Source organism: Aminobacter sp. SR38, assembly GCF_014843375.1.
Lineage (GTDB): Bacteria > Pseudomonadota > Alphaproteobacteria > Rhizobiales > Rhizobiaceae > Aminobacter > Aminobacter ciceronei.
The window spans coordinates 1,123,565-1,138,062 of sequence record NZ_CP062112.1 but is presented as its reverse complement, the minus strand read 5'-3'; the positions used below and the strand labels follow the sequence as shown (position 1 = coordinate 1,138,062).

General features: G+C 63.1%; 24 protein-coding genes, 2 tRNA genes and 1 pseudogene. 11 read left to right on the top strand and 16 right to left on the bottom strand.

Annotation, left to right across the window (positions count from 1 at the left end; genetic code table 11):
• The first annotated feature begins 30 nt into the window (after positions 1 to 30).
• The 4 genes from IG197_RS05635 (at position 31) to IG197_RS05620 (ending at position 3,912) form a co-directional block, all read left to right on the top strand.
• Positions 31 to 1,188: a transporter substrate-binding domain-containing protein gene (locus tag IG197_RS05635; RefSeq protein WP_192317554.1), complete on the top strand. Its 1,158-nt coding sequence runs from the start codon at positions 31 to 33 to the stop codon at positions 1,186 to 1,188.
• A 136-nt stretch (positions 1,189 to 1,324) separates the two neighbouring features.
• Positions 1,325 to 1,975: an ANTAR domain-containing response regulator gene (locus IG197_RS05630; protein WP_083948635.1), complete on the top strand. Its 651-nt coding sequence runs from the start codon at positions 1,325 to 1,327 to the stop codon at positions 1,973 to 1,975.
• A gap of 596 nt (positions 1,976 to 2,571) precedes the next feature.
• Positions 2,572 to 3,297 (top strand): helix-turn-helix domain-containing protein, encoded by a 726-nt coding sequence (locus IG197_RS05625; protein ID WP_192317552.1) that lies wholly within the window; start codon positions 2,572 to 2,574, stop codon positions 3,295 to 3,297.
• A gap of 327 nt (positions 3,298 to 3,624) precedes the next feature.
• On the top strand, positions 3,625 to 3,912 hold the full coding sequence (locus IG197_RS05620; RefSeq protein ID WP_067963896.1) for a GIY-YIG nuclease family protein: 288 nt from the start codon (positions 3,625 to 3,627) through the stop codon (positions 3,910 to 3,912).
• Positions 3,913 to 4,474: 562 nt separating this feature from the next.
• Here the strand turns inward: IG197_RS05620 and IG197_RS05615 are convergent.
• Positions 4,475 to 4,551: transfer RNA gene (locus tag IG197_RS05615), tRNA-Pro, on the bottom strand.
• A gap of 159 nt (positions 4,552 to 4,710) precedes the next feature.
• Between IG197_RS05615 and IG197_RS05610 the strand changes: the two genes are divergently transcribed.
• Positions 4,711 to 5,016, top strand: coding sequence for an ETC complex I subunit (locus IG197_RS05610; protein ID WP_067963894.1), 306 nt, complete (start codon positions 4,711 to 4,713; stop codon positions 5,014 to 5,016).
• A gap of 32 nt (positions 5,017 to 5,048) precedes the next feature.
• Positions 5,049 to 5,125, top strand: a tRNA-Arg gene (locus tag IG197_RS05605).
• Positions 5,126 to 5,380: 255 nt separating this feature from the next.
• On the opposite strand, the gene IG197_RS36155 is transcribed toward IG197_RS05605, so the two are convergent.
• From IG197_RS36155 to IG197_RS05560, 10 genes and pseudogenes are all read right to left on the bottom strand, one after another.
• Positions 5,381 to 5,557: a hypothetical protein gene (locus tag IG197_RS36155; protein WP_246765314.1), complete on the bottom strand. Its 177-nt coding sequence runs from the start codon at positions 5,555 to 5,557 to the stop codon at positions 5,381 to 5,383.
• Positions 5,558 to 5,606: 49 nt separating this feature from the next.
• Positions 5,607 to 5,762: pseudogene (locus IG197_RS36790) on the bottom strand (DUF982 domain-containing protein); the annotation flags it as partial.
• Positions 5,763 to 5,783: 21 nt separating this feature from the next.
• A complete protein-coding gene (locus IG197_RS05595) occupies positions 5,784 to 6,212 on the bottom strand; it encodes a hypothetical protein (protein ID WP_192317548.1) in 429 nt (142 codons plus the stop codon).
• Positions 6,213 to 6,535: 323 nt separating this feature from the next.
• Entirely contained in the window at positions 6,536 to 6,832 is a 297-nt protein-coding gene (locus IG197_RS05590) for a PRC-barrel domain-containing protein (protein WP_192317546.1), read from the bottom strand.
• Between the two features lie 278 nt (positions 6,833 to 7,110).
• Entirely contained in the window at positions 7,111 to 7,377 is a 267-nt protein-coding gene (locus tag IG197_RS05585; protein ID WP_192317544.1) for a hypothetical protein, read from the bottom strand.
• Positions 7,378 to 7,485: 108 nt separating this feature from the next.
• Positions 7,486 to 7,986, bottom strand: coding sequence for a hypothetical protein (locus IG197_RS05580; protein ID WP_192317542.1), 501 nt, complete (start codon positions 7,984 to 7,986; stop codon positions 7,486 to 7,488).
• A gap of 101 nt (positions 7,987 to 8,087) precedes the next feature.
• The gene (locus IG197_RS05575; RefSeq protein ID WP_192317540.1) at positions 8,088 to 8,393 is read right to left on the bottom strand and encodes a hypothetical protein; all 306 of its coding nucleotides are present in this window, start codon (positions 8,391 to 8,393) and stop codon (positions 8,088 to 8,090) included.
• A 54-nt stretch (positions 8,394 to 8,447) separates the two neighbouring features.
• Positions 8,448 to 9,413 (bottom strand): SDR family oxidoreductase, encoded by a 966-nt coding sequence (locus IG197_RS05570; protein ID WP_192317539.1) that lies wholly within the window; start codon positions 9,411 to 9,413, stop codon positions 8,448 to 8,450.
• 3 nt (positions 9,414 to 9,416) lie between these two features.
• Complete coding sequence (locus IG197_RS05565) at positions 9,417 to 9,590, bottom strand: hypothetical protein (RefSeq protein ID WP_192317537.1); 174 nt, start codon at positions 9,588 to 9,590, stop codon at positions 9,417 to 9,419.
• 78 nt (positions 9,591 to 9,668) lie between these two features.
• Positions 9,669 to 10,169, bottom strand: a complete 501-nt coding sequence (locus IG197_RS05560) for a ferritin-like domain-containing protein (protein ID WP_115732757.1) — start codon at positions 10,167 to 10,169, stop codon at positions 9,669 to 9,671.
• Positions 10,170 to 10,383: 214 nt separating this feature from the next.
• On the opposite strand from IG197_RS05560, the gene IG197_RS05555 reads away from it, so the two are divergent.
• The 5 genes from IG197_RS05555 (at position 10,384) to IG197_RS36060 (ending at position 12,582) form a co-directional block, all read left to right on the top strand.
• Positions 10,384 to 10,638, top strand: coding sequence for a DUF1344 domain-containing protein (locus IG197_RS05555; RefSeq protein WP_192317535.1), 255 nt, complete (start codon positions 10,384 to 10,386; stop codon positions 10,636 to 10,638).
• Positions 10,639 to 11,083: 445 nt separating this feature from the next.
• Positions 11,084 to 11,293: a cold-shock protein gene (locus IG197_RS05550; protein ID WP_192317533.1), complete on the top strand. Its 210-nt coding sequence runs from the start codon at positions 11,084 to 11,086 to the stop codon at positions 11,291 to 11,293.
• Positions 11,294 to 11,428: 135 nt separating this feature from the next.
• The gene (locus tag IG197_RS05545) at positions 11,429 to 11,680 is read left to right on the top strand and encodes a hypothetical protein (protein ID WP_192317531.1); all 252 of its coding nucleotides are present in this window, start codon (positions 11,429 to 11,431) and stop codon (positions 11,678 to 11,680) included.
• A gap of 154 nt (positions 11,681 to 11,834) precedes the next feature.
• The gene (locus IG197_RS05540; RefSeq protein WP_067963875.1) at positions 11,835 to 12,110 is read left to right on the top strand and encodes a hypothetical protein; all 276 of its coding nucleotides are present in this window, start codon (positions 11,835 to 11,837) and stop codon (positions 12,108 to 12,110) included.
• A 316-nt stretch (positions 12,111 to 12,426) separates the two neighbouring features.
• Positions 12,427 to 12,582: a hypothetical protein gene (locus IG197_RS36060; protein WP_210346896.1), complete on the top strand. Its 156-nt coding sequence runs from the start codon at positions 12,427 to 12,429 to the stop codon at positions 12,580 to 12,582.
• On the opposite strand, the gene IG197_RS36640 is transcribed toward IG197_RS36060, so the two are convergent.
• The 5 genes from IG197_RS36640 to IG197_RS05520 form a co-directional block, all read right to left on the bottom strand.
• The gene (locus tag IG197_RS36640) at positions 12,575 to 12,706 is read right to left on the bottom strand and encodes a hypothetical protein (RefSeq protein ID WP_256441235.1); all 132 of its coding nucleotides are present in this window, start codon (positions 12,704 to 12,706) and stop codon (positions 12,575 to 12,577) included. The genes IG197_RS36060 and IG197_RS36640 overlap by 8 nt on opposite strands.
• A gap of 4 nt (positions 12,707 to 12,710) precedes the next feature.
• On the bottom strand, positions 12,711 to 12,944 hold the full coding sequence (locus IG197_RS05535; protein WP_192317529.1) for a hypothetical protein: 234 nt from the start codon (positions 12,942 to 12,944) through the stop codon (positions 12,711 to 12,713).
• Between the two features lie 215 nt (positions 12,945 to 13,159).
• Positions 13,160 to 13,441 (bottom strand): hypothetical protein, encoded by a 282-nt coding sequence (locus tag IG197_RS05530; protein ID WP_067963871.1) that lies wholly within the window; start codon positions 13,439 to 13,441, stop codon positions 13,160 to 13,162.
• Positions 13,434 to 13,652, bottom strand: a complete 219-nt coding sequence (locus IG197_RS05525; protein ID WP_192317527.1) for a DUF3606 domain-containing protein — start codon at positions 13,650 to 13,652, stop codon at positions 13,434 to 13,436. Before IG197_RS05525 ends, IG197_RS05530 begins: the two co-directional genes overlap by 8 nt.
• A gap of 203 nt (positions 13,653 to 13,855) precedes the next feature.
• Positions 13,856 to 14,473, bottom strand: a complete 618-nt coding sequence (locus tag IG197_RS05520; protein WP_192317525.1) for a general stress protein — start codon at positions 14,471 to 14,473, stop codon at positions 13,856 to 13,858.
• Positions 14,474 to 14,498 lie beyond the last annotated feature (25 nt).

Here is a 14,498-nt window from a genome sequence, read left to right as displayed (position 1 = left end):
GGATGAACAATCTGACGGAGTTGGCAATCGATGGCGACAAGAACCGAGGAGCCGATGAAGGTCGGCGTGTTGTTCTCTGAGACCGGCGTCACTTCGGTGATGGAACGCAGCATGCTGAATGCGACGCTGTTTGCCATCCACGAGGTCAATGAAGCAGGCGGCATCGACGGCCGTGAGCTTGTTGCCGTCCATTACGATCCGGGCTGCGATGCGGTTGCCTACAACAGGCTGGCCAACAAACTGCTTGTCGAGGACGGCGTCCGGATCATCTTCGGCTGCTACATGTCGAGCACGCGCAAGGCGGTGCTGAAGGCGGTCGAGCACCGCAACGGGCTGCTCTGTTATCCCGCGCAATATGAGGGCTTCGAATATTCGCGCAACGCCATCTATTGCGGTGCCGCCCCCAACCAGAACAGCGTCCAGCTCGGCGAGCATCTGCTCAACCATGTCGGCCAGCGCTTCTACATGGTCGGCTCCGACTATATCTGGCCGCGCGAGTCCGACCGCATCATGAACGAGATGCTGCTGAAGCATGGCGGCGAGGTGGCCGGCCGCGGCTATCTCAAGCTCGACGCCAGGCGCGCGGCCTACAAGCCGCTGGTAGCGGATATCAAGCGCAAGCAGCCTGACGTGATCTTCTGCAATTTCGTCGGCGAAAGCATCGTCCATTTCTACCAGGCCTTCGCCGAAGCCGGCCTCGATGCCAGGGCGATGCCGATCGCCAGTCTCACCACCAGCGAGTCCGACATCCAGGCGATGGGCATCGACGTCGGCGCCGGCCACATCACCTCGGCCAGCTATTTCCAGTCGGTCGGCGGGCTGACGAACGAACGCTGCGTCGAGCGCTACAAGAAGAGGTTCGGCAGCGATGCGGTGACCAACATGTGCTGGGAGGCGGCCTATTTCCAGGTCCATGTCGTGGCCAATGCGCTGCGCAAGACAGGCACCGACGATGTCGAGACGCTCAGGCCGGCCATTCTCGGCTCGGAATTCGACGCCCCGCAAGGGCGCATCCGCATCGACCCCGACAATGCCCACACCCATGTCTGGCCGCGGGTGGCGCGGGCGCGCGAGGACGGCCAGTTCGAGATCCTGTCGAAATCGGCAACGGCCATCCGCCCCGATCCCTATCTCGCCAGCTACAATCCCGAGGAATGGGGGGAGCGCCTGGCCATGCATTCCTTATGACCCGTGCTGGGAGGCATTGGACTTCAGCGATATGACCCTGTGCCGAGGGGCATGGGGACAAGAAACCGCCCGACATCAGGGCAAACGACACCCTGGGCAAGCGTTGTTGCCGACGACATTGCCGTAATGAGGACCAATGGTATCACGTAGCCCCCACGTGGCGCCGCATGACGGATCAGCGCCGATCCAGATCAAGGACATACGCTCGCTGCGTGTGCTTTTGCTGCAGCCCAAGAGCAGCGAGGGCGAGGAGCTTTGGCAGCACCTCAACCGCATCGGCTGCCAGGTCCAGACCAACTGGCCGCCGCCGGCCGAGATTCCCGCCAATATCGACGTGGTGTTCGCCTTCATCCGCCCGCTCGTCGAAGGCGGCATCAGCTGGAACTGGAACGCCGACGACCCGCCGGCGGTGCTGATCGCCATCGTCGACTATGAGAACCCGATCATCGTCGAGAAGGTGCTGCGGCTCAGGGCGCAGGCGGTGATCGGCCTGCCGCTCAGGACTTTTGGAATCCTCGCCAACATCCTTCTGAGCGTCAACAACCACCGCCGCGAAGAGCGGCTGCGCATCCGTGTCGAGCGGCTCTCCGCCAAGCTCAAGGCGCATCGCGACATCGACAAGGCCAAGGAGATCCTGATGGCCACCAACAAGGTGTCGGAACAGGTCGCCTACGAGACCTTGCGCGAGCAGGCGATGAACAAGCGCACCACCATCGAGGCGATCGCGCTCGCCATCATCAACGCCAGCGACGCGCTCAAGCTGCCGGTGAAGGAGGCCGTTGCCTAGGCATCCGGGAGCGGGGCCGATGCACTCCGCGGTCGCTCCGGGTCGGCCTGACATGCCGGCGGTGCGGGCCTGTGGCGCATCGAATGCCGGCGCGCCGCCGTCGCGCCGCGCTTGAGGCGTTTCGCCATTCGGCCCGAGCCCGCGTGGCCCGACGCAGTGCCGGCGCGCCGGAGCCCCCTCGACGTGTCCGCCCCGAGTCCCAGAGATCCACCCCGGGATGCCCCCCGGATTCCCATTGACATGACCGCCTAAATCCCTGACGCTTCACCCCATCGCGCCCGCACCGATGCGGGCCGATGGCAGAGCAAAAAAGCTCCCGCGGGTCACCCCGCCGGGAGCTTTTTGCGTTCTGGATGCAACCAGGCGGGCCGCCTCGCGCCGCAGCCGAGGTCCGCAGACCATTGACGTCGCGCCGGCGTGCAAACGGGTGCCGGAATTGACGGGGGCGGATTTCGGGTCGGGCCGTCGCGACCGGCGGTCGTTGCGATAGGGCGGCAGACGCCGGCGACAGATGCCGGCGAATGATGCCGGTGAAGGATGCCGGCAACAGGGGGCCGACGAGACCGGCGACATGGTCATTTCAGGAGGTGGCGCGCATGACTATTTCAGGCCTCGACTTCGGCGGAGGCGACATGGCCGACGCGGCTCTGGCGTTGAACCAGGACCCGCACGCCCTGCGCGGCGCTGCCGGCAACCGGCTCGAAATGGCGATCGGCCGCGAGGTCAGGGCCTGCAGGCGCAGGCATGGCATGACCATCATCGAGCTGGCGCGGGCCGCCGGCCTGTCGCTCGGCATGATGTCGAAGATCGAGAACGGCATCATCTCGGCGTCGCTGACCACGCTGCACCAGCTGTCGCGCGCCCTGGCCGTGCCGCTGAGCGTCTTGCTGAAACCGTCCGAGGAGCTGCGCGACGCCAGGTTCGTGAAGGCCGGTTTGCCAACCGAGCGCTGCGGCACGCGCCCCGGTCATCGCCCGCTCGGCTATGTCGTCCCCGATGCCGCCGGTGTCTCGGTCGACCCCTGCCTGGTCACCCTGACCGATGACGCCGACCGCCCCGCCTTGAGACAGCATGCCGGCACGACATTCATTTACCTGCTGGAGGGCGAGATGGTCTGGCGCCACGGCATGGAACTTTACCGCATGGCCCCTGATGACAGCCTGTTCTTCGACGCAGCCGCCCCGCACGGCCCCGATCAGCTGCTGAAGCTGCCGGTCCGATACGTCTCGGTCGCGTCATGCCGGCCGGCCAGAACGGGAGCGAGGGCCGGGCGCATTCCATTGCCCACGATTCGCCTGGGCATGGCTGAGGCGCGAGGATGAGGAACCTGGGGCTGAAGCAGGAGAGCTTTCTGGACCGCTTGAGCCCAGCGACAAGGTCACGGCATGGATCCCAGGGTCTCCGCGACGGAGCTGCGCTCCTGCTCCGCCCTAGGATGACGAAGGGCGGGGGCGTCGTCGCGGGCTTAGGGCCGGTTGCCGCGAGCGGCCTCTCCGCTTCGTCATCCTAGGGTCGCCGCGACGGAGCTGCGCTCCTGCTTCGCCCTGGGATAACGAAGGGGTGGGCCGTCGCCAGGTGGGGTTCAACTGCGGGGCGTGCGCCCATGTGGCAGGCCTTGCGCGCAACCTTGCCGCGAATAATCTCTCGCGATGACCGGATATGTCTACATGACCGCCAGCCAGAAGGGCGGCACGATCTATATAGGCGTGACGAACGATCTCGCGCGCCGTCTGCCGGAACACAAGGCAAGCGAGGGCTCTCGTTTCACCGCGCGTTACGGCGTGCATCGCCTCGTCTGGTACGAGGAGCACTTCGACATCCGCGACGCCATCCAGCGCGAGAAATCGCTCAAGCGCTGGCCACGCCAGTGGAAGGTCGAGCTGATCGAGAAGACCAATCCCGAATGGCACGAGCTGTTTCGTGGGCTTGGGTGGTGATGTCGGGAGCCCACCATTTCGTCATCCCAGGGTCTCCGCGACGGAGCTGCGCTCCTGCTTCGCCCTGGGATGACGAAGGCACATTGGTTTCGGCCAACCGCCACGGTTGGCGCTTGGGCAGGCTCCAAGGCTGGCTTTTGGCAAGAGCTCGTGGCAACCGCAGAGCATCGCTAGGAGATCTGTCGCCGCCACTGACAATTGGCCTCAGGCCCACCCCTTCGTCATCCCAGGGCGGAGCAGGAGCGCAGCTCCGTCGCGGAGACCCTGGGATCCATGCCGTGACCTTGCCGCCGGGCTCAAGCGGTTGAGAACCAGTGCTCTTTCTGCACCCGCAGCACCGCACGGCCCCGAGCAATTGCTTGAGCTGACGGTGCGTTTCCTTTCGGTCGCGTCATGCCGGAAGGCAGGGACGGGCTGAGCGCTGGCCGATGTTGGCCGTTTCAACACGCGCGATTCGCCTGCGCATGGCCGTGGCGTGATGCGCAAGGCCGTTGCCATCGCACGCCAGATGCCATGGGCGGACGGATCGATGTCCTGGGAAAAAGCTGTCGCGGGGAGAAAATGGTCGGAGTGGAGAGATTCGAACTCCCGACCCTCTGGTCCCAAACCAGATGCGCTACCAGACTGCGCTACACTCCGAAATCACATTTCGACGCCGTGCCTAGTGGCTTCCGCTCGACATGGCAAGGGCAAAAAAGCGGAAACCGGCTTTCGCCTTGCAGCAATGGCGATTGCGCAGTAAATGACGGGCGCATCTGGATGTCCGCGCTCGCTGCGGACTCACGAATGAGGGAATTAATGTCCGCGCGAATTTTCAGCCCTGCCAAGACCGCCATGCAGTCGGGCAAAGCCAAGACCGGGCACTGGGTGCTCGAATTCGACGCCGAGAAGCCGAAGAAGATCGACCCGCTGATGGGCTACACCAGCTCCGGCGACATGATGAGCCAGATCCGGCTGACCTTCGAGACCCGCGAAGAAGCTGTCGCCTACGCCGAGAAGGAAGGCATCGCCTTCCGCGTGCAGGAGCCGAAGGAAGCCAAGCGCCGGCAGATTTCCTACTCCGACAATTTCCGTTATGACCGCAGGACGCCCTGGACGCACTGACGTCCACGATCACGCCGGCCCCGCCGGCCAGCGGTCCCGTAGCTCAGCTGGATAGAGCACCGGCCTTCTAAGCCGATGGTCACAGGTTCGAATCCTGTCGGGATCGCCACTTAATTCAATGGCGTAAGTCGCGCCAGGCTCGGCCGCTTGGACAGATCGCCTGTTACGATCTTATGGAGAGCGCTGAGGGTAGGTCGAATTCGAAGGCCGACACCGTGGAGCTTTTCAAAGCATCCTCCCTCATGTTTCGGGGCGGAAGCTTGCCGATAATCGCTCGCAGTCGATGGTGGCGCATATCAGCAACCGTCAATGTTCCGACAATAGGTCATTCTGGCGCCAAGTGCCCTTGGCGGGTCGATTGCGCCTAAAAGAGCGCAGCGACGGCGCCGGCTATTCCGAAGGCTGCCAATGCGAGGATGGTGATCGGGTAAACGACAAACGCGGCGACATCGCCGCCAGGCAACGACGTTCGGAAGTTTGTGAGCACAGGCAACAGGGCAACCGCGAGCAGGATAAAAATCGCGCTGACCGACAAAGCCACTTAGCTCTCCTTCCTGTTGCAGCAGACGCGGCCACGTCATCGCAGCATCGCGACATATGCGAACGGCCGAACGGTATCGCGGGCCTGTGCAAGCCGGTCTTCGCAGTCGCAACCACTCCAGCGCTTCCCAGGCGGACGCTATCGTCCTGCGTCCGGCTCGGTTCTCGCGTGCTATCACCACCGGTGGGTTGAATTCCTTGTCCATGTTGAAACTCCCGGCGCGGGGCTATCCTTCGACCGCCGCCGAGGACGTCGTTTCGGGCACGCCGTCCATGGCTGCGAGCTTGTCAGCGCACATCACGGCAGCGCCTGCGACTTCCTCCGACCCGAACTGGCTCCAGCCGCCGTCTTTGACAAAGTCATCTCGTTGCCAGGAACTGAGAGCTTTCAGGTCGGTCAGTCTTTGGGCCGCATCGGTGCCACCGAGAAAGCGGTTCACACATTCCGTAGAGGCCAGTTCCGCCACGGCATCCCGCGCCGCCACCGTCGCCATAAGCCTCGCGGATCCGCCGGTAACCCAGCCTCCAGCAGTAAAACCGAATATCATGGTCAATATAGCGCTGATCACAATTGACCAAGCCAAACTCTTCTTGCTTGGTCTGTAATCTGAAATCCTCTGATCCAAGGACTTCCGGCCATTGTTCGCCTGATTCATTTCGGGCTCCTTCCGCATTGATTGCTGCGAGATTGAGCATTCACGAAGTGTAACACATTATTTCGATCTGTGGGGCCGCCATCACGGGATCGTGAACAAGCGTTACTGTAGGGACATCATCAAAAAGTGAGCGTTCGCTTGGCGGCGCGCTCACAGGCAGCGCACGCGGTTCGCAACCTGCAGGCGCCGGCAGAGGCGGGCGCCAGAATCAGATGTCCGGGCGCCGCATCTTTCACCGGCGGCCAATCATGGCCATTTCGCGTGAAGGTGCGCGCCTGCCCCGTGGCGCGGGCCCATCCCGCGCCACTGACGCGACATGCAGATCAGTCGAGGTGCTCCGGCATGTCTTTCAACTGGTCCTTCGTCCACGATGTCACCGCGTGGACCTCGCCATCCTCGTCGCGCATGAAATCGAGCTGGCTGACGGGCACCGCGACCGCTTTTGCCCCGATGCCGAGGAAGCCGCCGACATCGATGATCACCTGGGCCGTGCTGCCGGATCCGTGGACATGCGACACCGATCCGATGTCCTCGTCGTCGGGGCCATAGATGGTGGCGTCGGCAAGCAGGTCGGGCGTGAGTTCGGCCTCGGTGAGGCGGACGTGATTGCTGTGGTCCATGACTGATCTCCTCTGGGGGGAATGGCGAAACCATCCAGTCGGCGATCCGTTCCGACAAACCCGCCGCGCGGCGGCAATTGTGATCGTGATGCGGCAGCTGCGGGTGCCGGCTCGCGGTTCGATCCGGGCAGGGCTCGGCTGGGTGCTCATCCAACGATGGAACTTCGGCGCTTTTGTCGGGTTTAGACACTGCACAGGCAGCCGGTTTCGTCCCTTTCCCGGCTGCATCTTCCAGAACCTGATGGCCTGCCGCTCGGCAGGCCTTTCTTTTTGGTGCATCAGCGCTTCAGATTGCGCTGAAGCTTTTCGACGTCCTTGTGGGGCGCGGTGTCGGGCTGGTTTTCGTCGGCGTCCGGATTGGCTGACGGGTCGTCCCGCGTGTCTCGTGTCGGTTTGTGGTTGTGCGTCGGTTCGTTCCTGGGCGCCGGTTTGTCGTTGCGCGTCGGTTTGTCCTGGGGCGTCGGTTTCACCCTGGGCGTCGGATTGTCCGGGGGCAGTGCCGGCCTGGGTTCGGCTGGGCTTTGCCGCGTTGCTGTCTTGGCCATGGTGGGTCTCCGTTTCCTGTCAACAACCCGCCGTGCTCAGCTAGGGTTCCCCACGCAGCGAAGGACGCCGCCCGGCTCAAAAAATGTGCGTCTGTAAAAGAGGCCCGTCTAGTTGCGGCTGAAGGCGATATCAGCCGTCACCACCCGGTTTCCGGTCTGCGGGTGTCGTTCGACAGTGACGATGCGCATTTTGCCGGCAATCCTGCTCGCCACCTGCATGGTGGCGACCCGCGCGCCTGAGCCGCGGTCAGGCCAGTTGATCTGCAGCGTGACAGTATCGCCGCTGCGTCTGCCGGCAAGGCTGGCCGCACCGCGACGTGAACCGACATAGGTGCCGGAATAACGCGACCCTTCGGCGCGCAGATCGACGCCGATGCGCCTGGAGAAGACGATCTTTGCCCGGCAATTGCCGTCCAGATTGAGTGAAGCGCCCTTGCTGCGTGATCGCAGCGTGCAGACGACCGGGACCGGCGCCGTATCAGGCCGCAGCCGGACCTGGCCGGAGCCCTGCCATCTGCCGGAAAGCGTTTGAAGAAAGTCCTTCTCCGCAACAACGGCCGCCGAAAGCGACATCAGCGCCAGCGGTATTGCCAACAAAGCCCTGGTCATCTCAGTCCCCCTCTCGAGGTTGCGAGGCGAGCCCTCTGTCGGGACGGGCCGGCCGGCATTGCATGGATCATGCCGCAAGCGCCTGGCGATCGGCCATGCCGTCAGCCGAAAGCATCAACTCTTTGCGGCGCGGCGGTCTGCGACACCCTTGGGACGGCATCTTGTCGGAGCATCTGGTCCCCGCCGTGGCGACAACGATCGAGAGCCGCCGTGGTTCCCGGGTTGGATGGCAGCCTCTGCTCGAGGCTGCGTATACAGGTCTCGATCTCGGCCAGGTCGTCCCACGGCGTTTCACCGGGGTAGAGCGCGCGATGCAGGCTGCGAAGATTGGCATCGAGGTTGCGCAGACGATCGATCTTCTCATCTGTGGAAAGATCCGGGTTGTCGACGATTTCGGGCGGCAACATGGCGCTCACCTTTGCATGCACGTGTCGTGCCGGCCTCGGCCGGCCGGCATTTTCTCAGTAGCCGCCGATGATCGGCAGGATTTCGCCGGTGATGTAGCTGGAGCAGTGCGACGAGGCGAGGAACACATAGGCGGGGGCGATTTCCTCGGGCTGGGCCGGGCGCTTCATCGCAGTCTTTGCGCCGAACTGCGCGACGTCCTCAGCCTGCTTGTCCGACGGGTTCAACGGCGTCCAAACCGGTCCCGGTGCGACCGCGTTGACGCGGATGCCGCGATCGACAAGGTTGGCGGCAAGCGCCCTGGTGAAGGCATGGATGCCGCCCTTGGTCATCGAATAGTCGACCAGCTCCTTGCTGCCCCTGATGCCGGTCACCGAGCCGGTGTTCAGGATGACGGCGCCTGGCCCCATATGCTCGAGCGCTGCCTTGGCCATGTGGAAATAGCCGTAGAGATTGACCTTGAGCGTGGTGTCGAAATGCGCCTCGGTGAGGTCGGCGATATCGGCCGAATGCACCTGGAAGGCGGCATTGTTGACGAGGATGTCGAGCTTGCCGAATTGCTTGACTGTCCTCGCCACCGCCTTGCGGCATGCGGCAGCCGAACTGACGTCGCCGCGAAGCAGGATGCAGCTGCGGCCTTCCGCTTCGACGGCGAGCTTTGTCTGCTTCGCATCGACGTCTTCGCTGAGATAGTTGATGGCGATGTCGGCGCCCTCCCGCGCAAACAGCACCGCAACCGCCCGGCCGATGCCTGAATCGCCGCCGGTGATCAGCGCGACCTTGCCGGCGAGTTTCTGCGAGCCGAGATAATAGGGCGCGTCATACAGCGGCGCCGGCTCGACCGAGGTTTCGTGGCCGGGTTTCGGCAGATGCTGCTTCGGGAAGGGCGGGGTCGGATACCGTCTGGCACCGGCCTGCATCGCCTTGGGCGGTTTGACCTTGCGCTGCTGCCTGTCGTCCTTGTCGACCTTCGCCTGGATCGCGCGTTGCCTGCCTGCGGCGCGTGGCTGAGCGGCACCCATGGCTCAACTCTCCGCCTTGAATGTCCTGGCCAGCTCATCGAGCTTGCGGCGGTCGCGGCCATGGCGCCTGACAAGTTCCGCCGCCTGGAGCGGCGACAGGTCGCTGGTTTCCACCAGGTGCATGACGAGCTCGTCATCAGTGGGCAGGCTGGGCTGGGGTGGGGTGGTCGGTTTCATGGGGGCGCCTCCGAATGGCTGTTGAGGGGGCGCCCCACAGCGCTGGCGGTTTGTTCGGCAGAGCTGCGGGGCTGTCGATCATGCGGCCAAGGCCTGACGGTTGGCCTTGCTGTCGGCCAAGGCCGTCAGATCCTTGTCGGTGGTCTCTTCCTCGGCCAGGGTGGCGGCGAAAAGTTCCGCTGCTTCCGGCATCTTCATGATTTCAGCCCAGCGACGCAGCGTGCCGTAGCGGGTGATTTCATAATGCTCGACGGCCTGGGCAGCCGAGATCAGTCCGGCATCGCCTGCTGCCGTACCCTTGAAGTCCGCGAGAATTTCCTCGCCCTCTTCGAGGATGCCGTCGATAGCGGGGCACGTCTTGCCCTTGGCCGGCTTGTCCATCAGCGCGAAGACCTGCTGCAGGCGCTCGACATGGCCTTCGGTCTGGTCCCGGTGTTTCTCGAACGCCGCTTTCAATTCCATGGAACTGGCGCCGCGGGCCATCTTCGGCAACGCCTTCAGGATCTTGCGCTCCGCGTAATAGATATCGCGAAGGGTGTCGTGGAAGAGGTCTTCAAGGCCCTTTTCTTTGGTCGGCATGGTTGGCTCCTGTGGTTGAGATCCCTCGGGGCCAGAACGACCGGCGGCTCTTACGGTTCCGGAGGGTGGAGATGCAAATGTCGTCGCCTTTCCGCTGTGGGAACGGCATGCTCGCCGAGTTATCTCGGTATGCAATGGCAACCAAAGCGGCGCGAGAAGGTTGGGTGAGTGACCGATAGGCAAACACGCCTGAAAGGTCAGGAGAAATCAAAACATGAAAAAGCTCATCCTGGCGCTCAGCGCCACGCTGTTCCTTGCCGGCACGGCTTTCGCAGGAACTGCTGAAGGCGTGATCAAGGAATACAACAAGGAGACCAAGGTCATCCTGCTGGAGGACGGCAAGAGCTTCACCGTCGGAGCCGACATTGCTGTTCCCGCTGAGCTCGCGGTCGGCAAGAAGGTAGTGATCACCATGGACGGCGACGACATGACCAAGGTCACGCAGGTGACGCTGTCGCCGCCGATGTAATCCGGTTCTCCAGATTGAGCCCCGCTGTCTTGAGGTGGCGGGGCTTTTTGCCATCATGCACCGGGAAAAGTCGTCAGGGCCGGGGCTCTGTCTAACCAGTGGCGGCGCATTTGGACCAAGGGCGACATTCCCGTGGTCTTCACGCTGACGGCCAATAATCATGGGCCCGCCGAAATCCACCTCACACGGGTACATGACTCGGACTGGCCGCCTGCTTGCCGGCCCGCGCGGTACAACTCTATGTCGAATCCGCCGCATGACAAAAGCTGGAGTTGACAACAGGACGGGGCTGCCCTACATCTGCATCATCGATATTTGCTTGCTGAGCTTTGGTTACCGCGCGTTTGGCACCGCGCCCTGAACGAACCTTTTCTTTCAAAAATCGCTATCACCATCCGCAGCGCTTCGGCGTTGTGGTCCCACTTTTGCTATGAAAGGGTTCATCATGACCACTGGCACCGTTAAATGGTTTAATTCCACCAAAGGCTTCGGCTTCATCCAGCCCGACAATGGCGGCGCGGATGCGTTCGTTCACATCTCTGCCGTCGAGCGCGCCGGAATGCGCGAACTCGTCGAGGGCCAGAAGATCGGCTTCGATATGGAGCGCGACAGCAAGTCCGGCAAGATGTCTGCCTGCAATCTGCAGGCCGCCTGAGCCATACAGTATCTGTCTCTCCGTTGACCACGGATGTACTGGCACTGTGAGAGCATGATACCGATCAAGGTCAGGCAGCCCGCCTGACCTTTTTTATTGCCGCGCACCTATGCGGCCTCCCAATCGGAAAAACCATTGTTTCAGACACACAGCAAATCCCGCCAACAGGCGGAGATTGCCTTCAGCCGTGCGCAATCGCAATTTTTCGCACGCAACACCCCCCTCGATGTGGTGGACGTCCTCGTTCGCTCGCGCGAGGAAAAGACGCTCCGGCTTCGTCAGGCGCGCCTCGCAAAGGAACAGCATGATCGTGCAGGGGCGACCGCGATCGCTCCTGGCCAGGCAAGCCGAGACCAACGGACCGCAGCTGTCGCGAAACAGGTCTGATGCGGCGCCCTGTCATCCGCGCCTTGTCAGGCGGCTGCTCAAGCCCCGCGTGAACCAGGGCCCCGCGTGAACCCGGCCCCGCGTGAACCAGGCCCCGCGTGAACCAGGCCCCGCGTGAACATTGTCCAGGGCCGAGCCACCCAAAGGAATAGCCATGTCAGAAGACACCAATGAAATTCACGCGATCAACACCGCCTGGCAAATAGCGATCCAGGAGGTCCTGCGCATGGTCATCCGCGACATGTATCGCTCGGACGGGGAGGTCGCCTTCATGGCGCATATCAAGCGCATCGAAGAGGCGGCGGTCGACAGCATCTACACCGACCTGAGGCTGCGCGGCACGGACGACTGGACGACCATGCTGGTCAAGGAAAAGGCGAGCAATTTCGTGACCACCTTGCTGACATCGTTCACATTCGACCGGGCCTGATCTGGCGACCGGGCTTGATCTGGCGACCGGGCTTGATCTGGCGACCGGGCCTGATCTGACGACCGGGCTTGATCTGACGACCGGGCTTGATCTGGCTGCGACGACCCGAACCGTCGGGCGTCGACCAGCGGAGATCGTGGCAAGGCGGATCCGTGCCTGAGCGTCTTTCCCGCGAAGTCCCAGACAACCCTCCGGCAGGCCTTCGCTCAGGGAACTTATCGGGACGACAAGAGTTGTAGTGGCGAGCATGGCCTCCCCCCTCCGGTCATGCTCACACCAGGCCTGCCGGATGTGCCCCATCCGGCAGGCCTTTTTCATGGAACCTGTCATGATCTCGGCGATTGAGCCTATGAGCGGGCGATTGTCCGTTGTGCAGGCTGCCACCGAGGAGGCGCCTGCTTTCTTCGCCAGCCAACTGGGTCGCGATCCCCGACAGGCAGAATTCAATGAACATCCTCCGGCAATCACCTGACGCTGAAGCCATCCGTCACGACCTCAGGCTGCTCAGGAAACGCATCGCCGGCCTCGACGATCGCGCCCTCTTCGATGACGTCGATGTCCTGCTGTCGGTGGCGGAAGCGCAGGTCGACCAGCACCTGGCTACCCTGCGTCATGCCGGCGGATAGGTTGGCCGATAGTTTGAGGTTGGGCCACGGCTTGAACCAACGCATCCATGAGCGCGTCGGGATAGGTCTTTTCGGGACATAATTCGGCGATCAAGCATCGTGCCAGCGCATGAAGGTCGGATGGGTCGGTCGGCAAAGGGATCATGCGGCGCAAGGCGCCGAGGACAATTTCGAAATCCAGTGCTGAGACGTTCGAGGAGCTGTTCACGGCTTCCCTCCCGTAATTGGGGCGGAAGCTTGATATGCGCTCGCAGCCGGCGATGCCCGTTCCAGTTATCGTCGATCTGGCGACTATACGCCTTCATGAGGCGAACAGCCACTGCTATGCAATATCAGGCAATTGGGCGGCTTTTGCTGCAGCGACCATCTTTTGACGGCATTCTGGAGATTGTTTCACACAACTTGCGCGCATGGAAAGCACCGCTATCGCCGCCGCTTCGGCGCAAAGCGCATGCGGAAATTCCGTCGGGCTTCATCATCATGGATCGTCTGGCACTGGTCCGCGGCGACCAGATTGGCCTCGGGCACCATGCGGTCGAATGCCTCTTCCGTGCTGCGGATGCGATAGTGACGGTGGCCGTTCTCGCTCGGCAATATCGTCTTGACGATGAAGCTGTTGGGCGTGCCCAGGGGCACGCCGGCACGGGACCTGAGACTGACCGTCTGGTCGACGCTGAAGGCGGTGGGCTGGCTCGGTTCAGGCATCTGTCCGGGTCATCTGCCCGCGCGGGCGCTGCGTGATGATGGCGTCAAGCTTGCGGCGGGACGGGCCGTATCGCCTGATCATCGCCGCGGCTTCGCCACGCATCAGGTCATATTTGCGCGCGAACTCCTCGATCTCATAGTCCTGGCCCTCATAGTCGTGGCCCGAAACCAGCTTTCGGTCCTCAGCGGTTTTCTTTGGATCGTCCGGCATGTCGACCTCCTATATTAGCAAGTGGTAAAACGCGCATGCGAGCTATTCGATCCGTCCGCTGGCGGCATGGGCCGCCATAGCCAGGCGGCCCGATCGGAATGCCGGATCGGGCCGTCAGCATTGCCAGGGGTCAGACGCCCGCGTCGAACAACCGACGGCGGCGGTTGACACCGGTTCAGACTACGGGTGTCGGATCAGTGGGGTCAGACCACCGGAGGAATGCGTGCGGCGTAGCGCCGGCGCTCTTCTTCGATTTCCCTGGGCGAGAACGGGTCGGCGTTTTCGTCGAAGGCCGTCCAGCCACCCTCGGCATAGGCTGCCCGACGCTCGCCGACATCGACTGGATTGGCGTTGTGCAGGATGGACCTTGCGGTGTCTTCTTCAGCGCCTTCGGTGACGCGCGCGGTCACCAGCGTGCCACCCCGCCGGACGCCTTCGGCGTAGACATGGGCGTCATCGGCGGGGACGCCGGAATCGGTCAGTGCCCCGATGAGGCCGCCCGTCGCACCGCCCGCCAATGCACCGGCCGCAGCACCTGCGGCGGTCGCCGCCAGCCAGCCGGCCGCCACCACCGGGCCAACCCCGGGGATTGCCATGACGCCGAGGCCGGTGAGCAAGCCGCCTGTGCCGCCAACCAGGGCGCCGATGCCCGCGCCGGTGCCGGCAGCGTCTGCCGTATCCGACGAGCGGGCGTCATAGGAGCCGTCTGCATTGCTCGCCACGACACTGATGTCGTCATGCGAAATGCCGGCGCGGTGCAGCTCTTCGACCGCTGCCTGTGCGTCGGAATAATTGTCGAACAACCCTGTCACACTGACCATTGTGATCTTCCTTTTACGATTTGAA

Coding starts and splice junctions, on each gene's coding strand:
- IG197_RS05635 (WP_192317554.1), top strand. CDS start 31: ATGGCGACAAGAACCGAGGAGCCGATGAAGGTCGGCGTGTTGTTCTCT.
- IG197_RS05630 (WP_083948635.1), top strand. CDS start 1,325: ATGGTATCACGTAGCCCCCACGTGGCGCCGCATGACGGATCAGCGCCG.
- IG197_RS05625 (WP_192317552.1), top strand. CDS start 2,572: ATGACTATTTCAGGCCTCGACTTCGGCGGAGGCGACATGGCCGACGCG.
- IG197_RS05620 (WP_067963896.1), top strand. CDS start 3,625: ATGACCGGATATGTCTACATGACCGCCAGCCAGAAGGGCGGCACGATC.
- IG197_RS05610 (WP_067963894.1), top strand. CDS start 4,711: ATGTCCGCGCGAATTTTCAGCCCTGCCAAGACCGCCATGCAGTCGGGC.
- IG197_RS05595 (WP_192317548.1), bottom strand. CDS start 6,212: ATGAATCAGGCGAACAATGGCCGGAAGTCCTTGGATCAGAGGATTTCA.
- IG197_RS05590 (WP_192317546.1), bottom strand. CDS start 6,832: ATGGACCACAGCAATCACGTCCGCCTCACCGAGGCCGAACTCACGCCC.
- IG197_RS05585 (WP_192317544.1), bottom strand. CDS start 7,377: ATGGCCAAGACAGCAACGCGGCAAAGCCCAGCCGAACCCAGGCCGGCA.
- IG197_RS05580 (WP_192317542.1), bottom strand. CDS start 7,986: ATGACCAGGGCTTTGTTGGCAATACCGCTGGCGCTGATGTCGCTTTCG.
- IG197_RS05575 (WP_192317540.1), bottom strand. CDS start 8,393: ATGTTGCCGCCCGAAATCGTCGACAACCCGGATCTTTCCACAGATGAG.
- IG197_RS05570 (WP_192317539.1), bottom strand. CDS start 9,413: ATGGGTGCCGCTCAGCCACGCGCCGCAGGCAGGCAACGCGCGATCCAG.
- IG197_RS05565 (WP_192317537.1), bottom strand. CDS start 9,590: ATGAAACCGACCACCCCACCCCAGCCCAGCCTGCCCACTGATGACGAG.
- IG197_RS05560 (WP_115732757.1), bottom strand. CDS start 10,169: ATGCCGACCAAAGAAAAGGGCCTTGAAGACCTCTTCCACGACACCCTT.
- IG197_RS05555 (WP_192317535.1), top strand. CDS start 10,384: ATGAAAAAGCTCATCCTGGCGCTCAGCGCCACGCTGTTCCTTGCCGGC.
- IG197_RS05550 (WP_192317533.1), top strand. CDS start 11,084: ATGACCACTGGCACCGTTAAATGGTTTAATTCCACCAAAGGCTTCGGC.
- IG197_RS05540 (WP_067963875.1), top strand. CDS start 11,835: ATGTCAGAAGACACCAATGAAATTCACGCGATCAACACCGCCTGGCAA.
- IG197_RS36060 (WP_210346896.1), top strand. CDS start 12,427: ATGGAACCTGTCATGATCTCGGCGATTGAGCCTATGAGCGGGCGATTG.
- IG197_RS05530 (WP_067963871.1), bottom strand. CDS start 13,441: ATGCCTGAACCGAGCCAGCCCACCGCCTTCAGCGTCGACCAGACGGTC.
- IG197_RS05525 (WP_192317527.1), bottom strand. CDS start 13,652: ATGCCGGACGATCCAAAGAAAACCGCTGAGGACCGAAAGCTGGTTTCG.
- IG197_RS05520 (WP_192317525.1), bottom strand. CDS start 14,473: ATGGTCAGTGTGACAGGGTTGTTCGACAATTATTCCGACGCACAGGCA.